Source organism: Succinivibrio sp. (genome assembly GCF_045124615.1).
Taxonomy (GTDB): Bacteria; Pseudomonadota; Gammaproteobacteria; order Enterobacterales; family Succinivibrionaceae; genus Succinivibrio; species Succinivibrio faecicola.
The window spans coordinates 1-7,312 of sequence record NZ_JBGVMC010000178.1; the positions used below are offsets into that span (position 1 = coordinate 1).

The window sequence follows — 7,312 nt, forward strand, 5'->3', positions numbered from 1 at the left end:
GCAACGCATGAGATGTTTCTCCCAATTGAGATTATCTCTTTTTAAAAAGCGATAAATCGCATGATCTGAACAAGTAGGAATTTCTCTTGTTTGATCGTAGTATCTGTATAAGTTCTCATGACCTTTTAGCTTTGAGTACAAAACGGTTGAGATAATATCATCAACAGAAGCTCCGTTGCGCTTTTTAAAGCCACAGCTTTTTAGATGCTTGAATACACCAAGACGTTGCGATACTGATTGAAAGCTTGTTAGGCAATTGTTTGAAGCTACAGTTTGAGGTATCATATTCATGGTGCAAAATCCTTGTTTTAATTGATGTTTTTGTCGATGGATATTATAACATATTTTGCACCTAACATATTGATTTATAACAATATGTTATCTATACAACTAGCCTCTACTTAGCTTAACATTTTCCCTAAATCTTAATCAAAATTGTATTTTTAAAGAGCAACAGCAGTGCTAGACTGCGGTTTTATCAATTTTTATACTTCTAAAGTTCTATTTTTGAACTGCAGAAGTAGAGTTACTAATATCCAGATCTTTGTTGATCGCACGGGATGGAAGCTTGTTAAAGTTATTTTTTTGAAGAGGCAAATAATAATGTTCCATCAAGATCAAAGAGAATATATTTCATATTTTTTAACTGTAATCAAATGTACTGATTACTTGATTTCATTTTACAGTAAAACACATATTATGTTCAAAGATTCTCTGTATGTTCAAGTTTTATTGCCCTTTGAGTGATACAATGAATATGTTAGTTTTACTAAGAGACTGTAAATATGGCTGGCTGGGCACTTACGGAAGGTGAATATTCAAAGATATCTTTATCTGACAGTGATCTTTCCAGAATTTTTGCTTCGATATTTTCTTCATCTAGCAAAAATACAGCTAGCTACAAGTTTGGTTTTATTAAATCACTTCTTGATAATCTATATAATGTAGACTCTTCTTTATGTCTTTCATTTGATACTGTATTTTCAACTTTTGCTGAGAGTTACTGGAATCTTATTCTTAAATACAACTTAAATCAGCAAAGTGGAAAAAATGCAAAGATTACTACAATTCTGAAAGGATTATTTGATTCATTTGGTTACGATGAAGTAATACCTTTTGAATCTCTGTCTAATGAACAGAAATTAGAAATCATAAAAAACGTAAGAGTTGAATGCTCAAAATATGTAATTGGTGCTCTTTTTGAAGATTCCTTGCAAAGTTTCTACTCATTTTCAAAAAAGACAAAAATAATACGGTTTAATCCAGCTGCATATCAGTTTATGTGTAAGAATAAAGTGATGCTTGAGAAGGTAAATTATTTTGAGTGGTCACGCTTCCTTGAAAAGGTCAATAGTGAAGAGCTTACACAAGCAATTTCAACAAAACTAGATGAAAGTACTTTGCGTTCAGATCTGAGTATGTACCGCCAGATCTTATATGAAGAGTTTGAATGTCATACCTGTTTTTACTGTGGAAAATCACTCAAAAGTAAGATCCACGTAGATCATTTTATTCCTTGGTCTTTTGTTAAAGAGGATCGGTTATATAACTTTGTTCTAGCATGTCCTCACTGCAATACTCAAAAGAATAATAAGTTGGCACCAGAGAAATTTGTAAATGGTATTGTTGAACGAAACAAAGTCCTTATAAAAGAGTCATCAAGAATAGATAGTATTTACAGAATTGATACTAACAGCTATACAGACAAAACGATTAATAATCTTTATGGATATGCAATTATGAATGGTTTTAGAAGCTGGGATGTTTCGGAATTCATATAAAGAGAATTCTTTAAATTCAGCTATCAGCCTAATGCAACATCAAGGATCATCATTAGAATAAAACCAGATAGTACCGATACAGTTGCCTTATCAGAATGCTCAAATTCATGAGATTGAGGTATTAGCTCTTCAACAACAACATATAGCATAGCACCTGCAGCAAATGATAAGAAAAATGGCAGTAGATCTGCAACAAAAGCTGAGCAAAGAACAACGATAGATGCAGCAATAGGCTCAACAATACCTGATAATGCTCCAAAAATAAAAGATCTTATTTTGCTTTTTCCTTCAATGTACAGTGGCATAGAAACAGCTGCACCTTCAGGAATATTCTGAAGTCCAAGACCGAAAGCAAGAACTACAATCATAGATATAGTTGACGGATCGATACTGAATGCAGCAATTGCAACACCAAGTGCCATACCTTCAGGAATATTATGAATCGTTAATGCTAGAAAAAGCAGGGTTGATTTATTGAAATTACTCTTTGGTCCCTCAGGTACATCAGACAAAGCGTGAAGATGTGGGAGAGACTTATCTATGATAATAAGAAGCGTTATACCAAGTATAAATCCAATGACAACAGTCAGAAGATTTGCTCCTCGTCCTTCAGATCCTTCCAGTGCAGGAAGAAGTAGTGAAAAGATTGATGCAGCAAGCATCACTCCTCCACTAAAACCAAGTGTAATCTGAGCAATTGATTCATTATTGTTTCTCTTTATGAGAAAAACAATGGCAGCGCCTGCCGCTGTGCACAAAGATACAAAAAGACCTGAAAAAAGAGTGTATGTCTGAATTTCTGTAAGCATAGTGGATCTTTCTTTTACTAATTCAATATTGTTAGTATAAACTAACAAATGTAAAAACTACAAAAAAAAACCTCTATACCGTAAAGTATAGAGGTAAGCATATGAATGCACAATTAAATTGTGAATTTACCTACAGTAGTGTTCATTCGGCTTGATATATCCTTAAATGTTGAAGCGATATTTTCTGAGTGGTGAGCTGTATCAGCCATATCTCTTGTAATATCCTTGATAGACTGGAGATTTAAGGACATTTCCTTAGATGTGCTTGACTGTTGTTCGGTTGCAGCAGCAATCTGAGTAATTTCCATATTAACTTCACCAATCTTATCTGTGATCTGCTTTAATGTTGACTGCAGACCTTCAGCGTTAGAAGCAATTTCACCCATTTTTTCTACAGTTTCAGTAATAGATTCGTTTGCATTCTTAACGTCTGTAGAAACAGTTGTAATCATGGTTGAAATCTTCTTTGTTGCCTCTGCTGTACGAACAGCTAGTGCACGAACCTCATCTGCAACCACAGCGAAACCTTTACCATGTTCACCTGCTCTTGCAGCCTCAATTGCAGCATTTAGAGCAAGCAGGTTTGTTTGAGATGCGATATCTTCAATGGTTGTGATAATGGTGTTGATTTCCTGAGTCTTGTGGTCAAGCTCAAGGATAAGCTGAGCGTCTTGGTGAGTCTTTTGAGAATGTATACGGATTTCGTTAACAGTATTGATAACAGAATCCATTCCATCAAGTGCCATTTTCTGAGTTGCATCGGAAGAAGTCGCTGCAAGATTACAGTTTGAAGAAATCTCCTGAGATGTTGCAGCCATTTCTTCAGATGCAGAAGAAACTGTAATTAGTTTATCAAGTACGTTTGTAGCCTTTGAATCAATCTCATTTGCAACAGTAGTCAGATCCTGTGATGATGTGCTTAAAGTTGAAGCATCATTGTTCATATCTGAAACGATAGCATGCAGATTTTCTGTTAGGGTATTAAGGTTTTGTCTTAATGTACCAAGTTCATCATGACCTATGTGAGGAACTGCGTTTGTTAAATCACCAGAAGCGATGTTATCTGATGAGCTAGCTAAAACTCTTACTCTTGATGTAATAGAGTTTGCAAGCTGTTTTAAGGCTAAGGCATTAACAATGATGACAATTACAAGAACAACGATTGTAATTGTTGGATTTACGTCAGCTTCAAGCTCATTTGAAGATTCAATAGATTTTTGCTCTAAATCACGAACAAGTGCATTTGTTTCCCTGTCAAATTCATTACCAAGAGGCACAAGCTGCTCACTGATAACTGTTGTAGCCTCAAAGACTCTTCCTTTGTCACATAGAGGTGAAAGCACATTCTTTACTACATGATCGTACTTTTCAAGTGTTTTAAAAGATGGCTCTAATTTTTCTGAATTAAAAACTTTTTCAAGTTTTCTAAGAGCACCACGTATGTCATTGCTATCTTTAGTATATTTCTCAATTAAGCCTTCTTTTGCTTTACCTTGTGCAGTAGGGAGTTTAATTGCACTGATTCGTACTTCCTTAAATGTTGCAGTAATTTTTCCAATTGCTTCTATAGATGGAATAATGGTTGTTACAACATATTGTGATGAATTGTGTGCTTTTAATGCTTTATAAGTTGAGATAACACCAACAGCAAGAAGAAAGATGAAGCTAACACAAAGGAGTAAAGTGAATTTATGTCTGATAGACAAATGATCAAAAAATGCCATGTTCATATGCCCTCATAAAGGTAAACTGAAATATCCTTATAATTGTGTTCAGTTAACAATTATTTTTTTTCTATATGCATATTCTGTAAGAATTTGCATATCGTTTTAGTTTTATGATAGTAAAAATTCTTATTTAGACAATACGAAAAAAATTAAAATGTGAAGTGCTTAATAAATACAGGAAGTTACTATAAAGATAATTAATATAAAAATCAATGATAATTACTTGAAATAAAAGTATTTTTTTTTTTTTTTTTTTTTTTTGACCCAAAAAATATTTTGTGATTAATATCAACAAAATAATGTCTTTAGAAGTAATCATTTTCTTTTTCTATGAAAACATTCAATGCAGTTCACAATAAATCAATTTTCATACTTTTGTGTATAATATTGCTGCCTGCAAGAGAAACTTCAGGTGTGTATAGAATATGTAAGAAATACATAAAAACTAGGAGATACAATTGATTGACTTTAATACGCTTGCTGACAGAATTATTGACGGTTATGAGTTAAGCCGGGAAGAGGCATTAGAATTATATAATGCACCTCTTGAGCAGTTAAAAGAAAGCGCAAGCAAGATTACATCCCATTTTTTCAAAGAAGCTATTGAGCTGTGCTGTATTTCAAATGGAAAATGCGGTAAGTGTTCTGAAGACTGTAAGTTCTGTTCTCAGAGCCGATACTACAATACTGAAATTGAAAAATCCGTTCTAAAGACAGTAGATCAGTTTTTTGAAGAAGCTAAGTACAATGATAAAAGAGGTGTTCATCGTTTTTCAATTGTAACTGCAGGTGTTAGATTATCTAAAAACGAATTAAAGGTAATTTCAGAGGCATACAAAAAGATCACCAGTGAACTGAAAATATCATGTTGTGGATCGTTAGGTCTTCTTGATTATGAAGATTTTGTAATGCTTAAGCAAAGCGGTCTTAAGAGATATCATAATAATCTTGAGACAAGCCCTAATTTCTTTAAGGAAATCTGTACTACTCATACAATAAAGCAAAAAGAAGATGTAATAGCAATGGCTAAGAAAGCAGGCCTTGAAATATGTTCTGGCTGCATTATCGGTATGGGGGAGTCTGACCTTGATAGAGTGGATATTGCTCTTGAACTTAGAAAGTTACAAGTTGATTCTGCCCCTATTAATATTTTGAATCCTATCAAGGGTACTCCTCTTGAGAATAGAGAAACAGTTCATCCAGATGAGGTTAGAAGAACAATTGCCATGTTCAGACACGTTCTTCCAAAGACTGTTCTTCGATTAGCCGGTGGCAGACTGCTTATTCAGAAATACTTTACTGATTTATATAATTACGGAATTAATGCGGAAATAACTGGTGATATGCTAACAACTGCAGGATTAACTGTAGCAGATGATATATCAGCTGCTATCAGTTCATCAAAGGTTGTTTCAAAAATTGAACCGATAGCTTCTGAAAATTAAAAATTAGTTGATAACAGCGGTGTTATCTTCAGCTAAAGTTATTTTATAGACTTTAGTTGCGTTGTTTCTAATAATCTCAAATTTCATTGAATAGCCTGGTTTGCTCTTAGAAATAAGATAGATCAGGCTTTTTACATTATTAATTGGAATATCATCAACTTTTGTAATGACATCTCCTATTTTTAGAATTCCAAATGCAGGACCTAAAGGATCGACATATCCGATTGTTACACCGTTATTTTGACCAAGGTTCTTTGTTTCGTCATCTGCAATTCCCAGGTAGCCTCTTTCTACTTTTCCATGACGTATTATTTCGTCCATAACTTCAGATACAAGCTTTACAGGAACGGAAAATCCAATACCATAAGTATTAGCTCCAGAGAAAGATGCTGTATTGATACCGACAAGTTCACCTTTTGTATTGATAAGAGCTCCACCAGAGTTACCCTGATTGATTGGAGCATCTGTCTGTATAAGCTCCTGTATTCCATCACGAATATTCATCTGATCACGAGTTACAAGACCGGTTCCTGATCTTGCTGTTGCAGAGATAATACCATGTGTTACAGTCTGTCCAAGATTGTTTGGATTGCCAATTGCAAGAACTATATCTCCGATTCTAACTTCTTTTTTGCTGACTGAAATTGGCTGTAAAGTAACATTGTTTACTCTAAGAACAGCAATATCTGTTCTTCTGTCGCATCCTACAACAAAAGCCTGATAGACCTTGCCTTCTCTTGTCTGAACGAAAATAGATTTATTTGGCTCATTTCCTGAAGGAACTACATGGTAGTTTGTAACTATAATGCCACTCTTGTCCATAATTACACCTGATGCAGATGATGTAATTGATGAATTATCTGGTAGAGTGTAGTTCTCATTCAGATTTGCAACGTAGATGTTTACAACACTTGGTGCTGCTTTTCCAACTGCATAGGAATATCCATCATTTGTCATTGCAATTTCGTTCAGGAATGTACCTATTTTTTTGCCAGTACCAGGTTTAAAGAAAAGAATTCCAATACCGATGATGATTCCTGCAGTACACAGTAGAAACAATGAGATGAATTTCTTTTGGGCTTGTTTTAATTTCATATAAAGACAGAGTCATTGCAAAATGCCCACCAGCAGGTGAGCATTAAATGTTATTTAGAATGGTAATTCATTATCATCCTGAACGGAAATATCATTATCAGGATTTGGAGTAAATGAATTATTCTGTGAACCAGGATAAGGAGAGGAAACAGAAGTTGAAGCATAACCATTCTGTGGTCGGCTGTTCATACCCTGATTGAAGGTATTGTTTACTCCCTGATTTTGATTAAACATTGCTGTTTGTGGATTCTGATTAATCTGGAAACCATGTGAATTGTTCTGTCCAAATTGTCCATAATTTCCATTCTGATTTGATGCATATGTATTAGATTGCTGAGACTGGAAAGATGGATTGCCTTGAGGCATGTCATAAGACTCCTCACGAGGAGCTTTGCTTCCAAGCATTAGAAGACCTGCAGGATCACATACAACCTCAGTGATATAACGCTTGTTGC

7 protein-coding genes are annotated in these 7,312 nt (G+C 34.4%); 2 read left to right on the plus strand and 5 right to left on the minus strand.

Features of this window, described 5'->3' with window-relative positions; genetic code table 11:
• Positions 1-291 (minus strand): hypothetical protein (locus ACJML3_RS04615; protein WP_406021024.1); only part of this gene is annotated, 291 nt, incomplete at its 3' end.
• A 494-nt stretch (positions 292-785) separates the two neighbouring features.
• Between ACJML3_RS04615 and ACJML3_RS04620 the strand changes: the two genes are divergently transcribed.
• Positions 786-1,781: an HNH endonuclease gene (locus tag ACJML3_RS04620; RefSeq protein ID WP_406021026.1), complete on the plus strand. Its 996-nt coding sequence runs from the start codon at positions 786-788 to the stop codon at positions 1,779-1,781.
• A 23-nt stretch (positions 1,782-1,804) separates the two neighbouring features.
• On the opposite strand, the gene ACJML3_RS04625 is transcribed toward ACJML3_RS04620, so the two are convergent.
• Positions 1,805-2,590, minus strand: coding sequence for a ZIP family metal transporter (locus ACJML3_RS04625; RefSeq protein ID WP_406021028.1), 786 nt, complete (start codon positions 2,588-2,590; stop codon positions 1,805-1,807).
• Between the two features lie 113 nt (positions 2,591-2,703).
• Positions 2,704-4,314 (minus strand): methyl-accepting chemotaxis protein, encoded by a 1,611-nt coding sequence (locus ACJML3_RS04630; RefSeq protein ID WP_406021030.1) that lies wholly within the window; start codon positions 4,312-4,314, stop codon positions 2,704-2,706.
• Positions 4,315-4,775: 461 nt separating this feature from the next.
• Here ACJML3_RS04630 and bioB point away from each other — a divergent pair, with 461 nt between their 5' ends.
• Positions 4,776-5,762, plus strand: a complete 987-nt coding sequence (gene bioB, locus ACJML3_RS04635; RefSeq protein ID WP_406021032.1) for a biotin synthase BioB — start codon at positions 4,776-4,778, stop codon at positions 5,760-5,762.
• A gap of 3 nt (positions 5,763-5,765) precedes the next feature.
• Here the strand turns inward: bioB and ACJML3_RS04640 are convergent, their stop codons facing one another.
• The gene (locus ACJML3_RS04640; RefSeq protein WP_331853519.1) at positions 5,766-6,857 is read right to left on the minus strand and encodes a trypsin-like peptidase domain-containing protein; all 1,092 of its coding nucleotides are present in this window, start codon (positions 6,855-6,857) and stop codon (positions 5,766-5,768) included.
• 54 nt (positions 6,858-6,911) lie between these two features.
• Positions 6,912-7,312: hypothetical protein (locus tag ACJML3_RS04645; protein ID WP_406021034.1), on the minus strand; the 401-nt coding region annotated here is incomplete at its 5' end.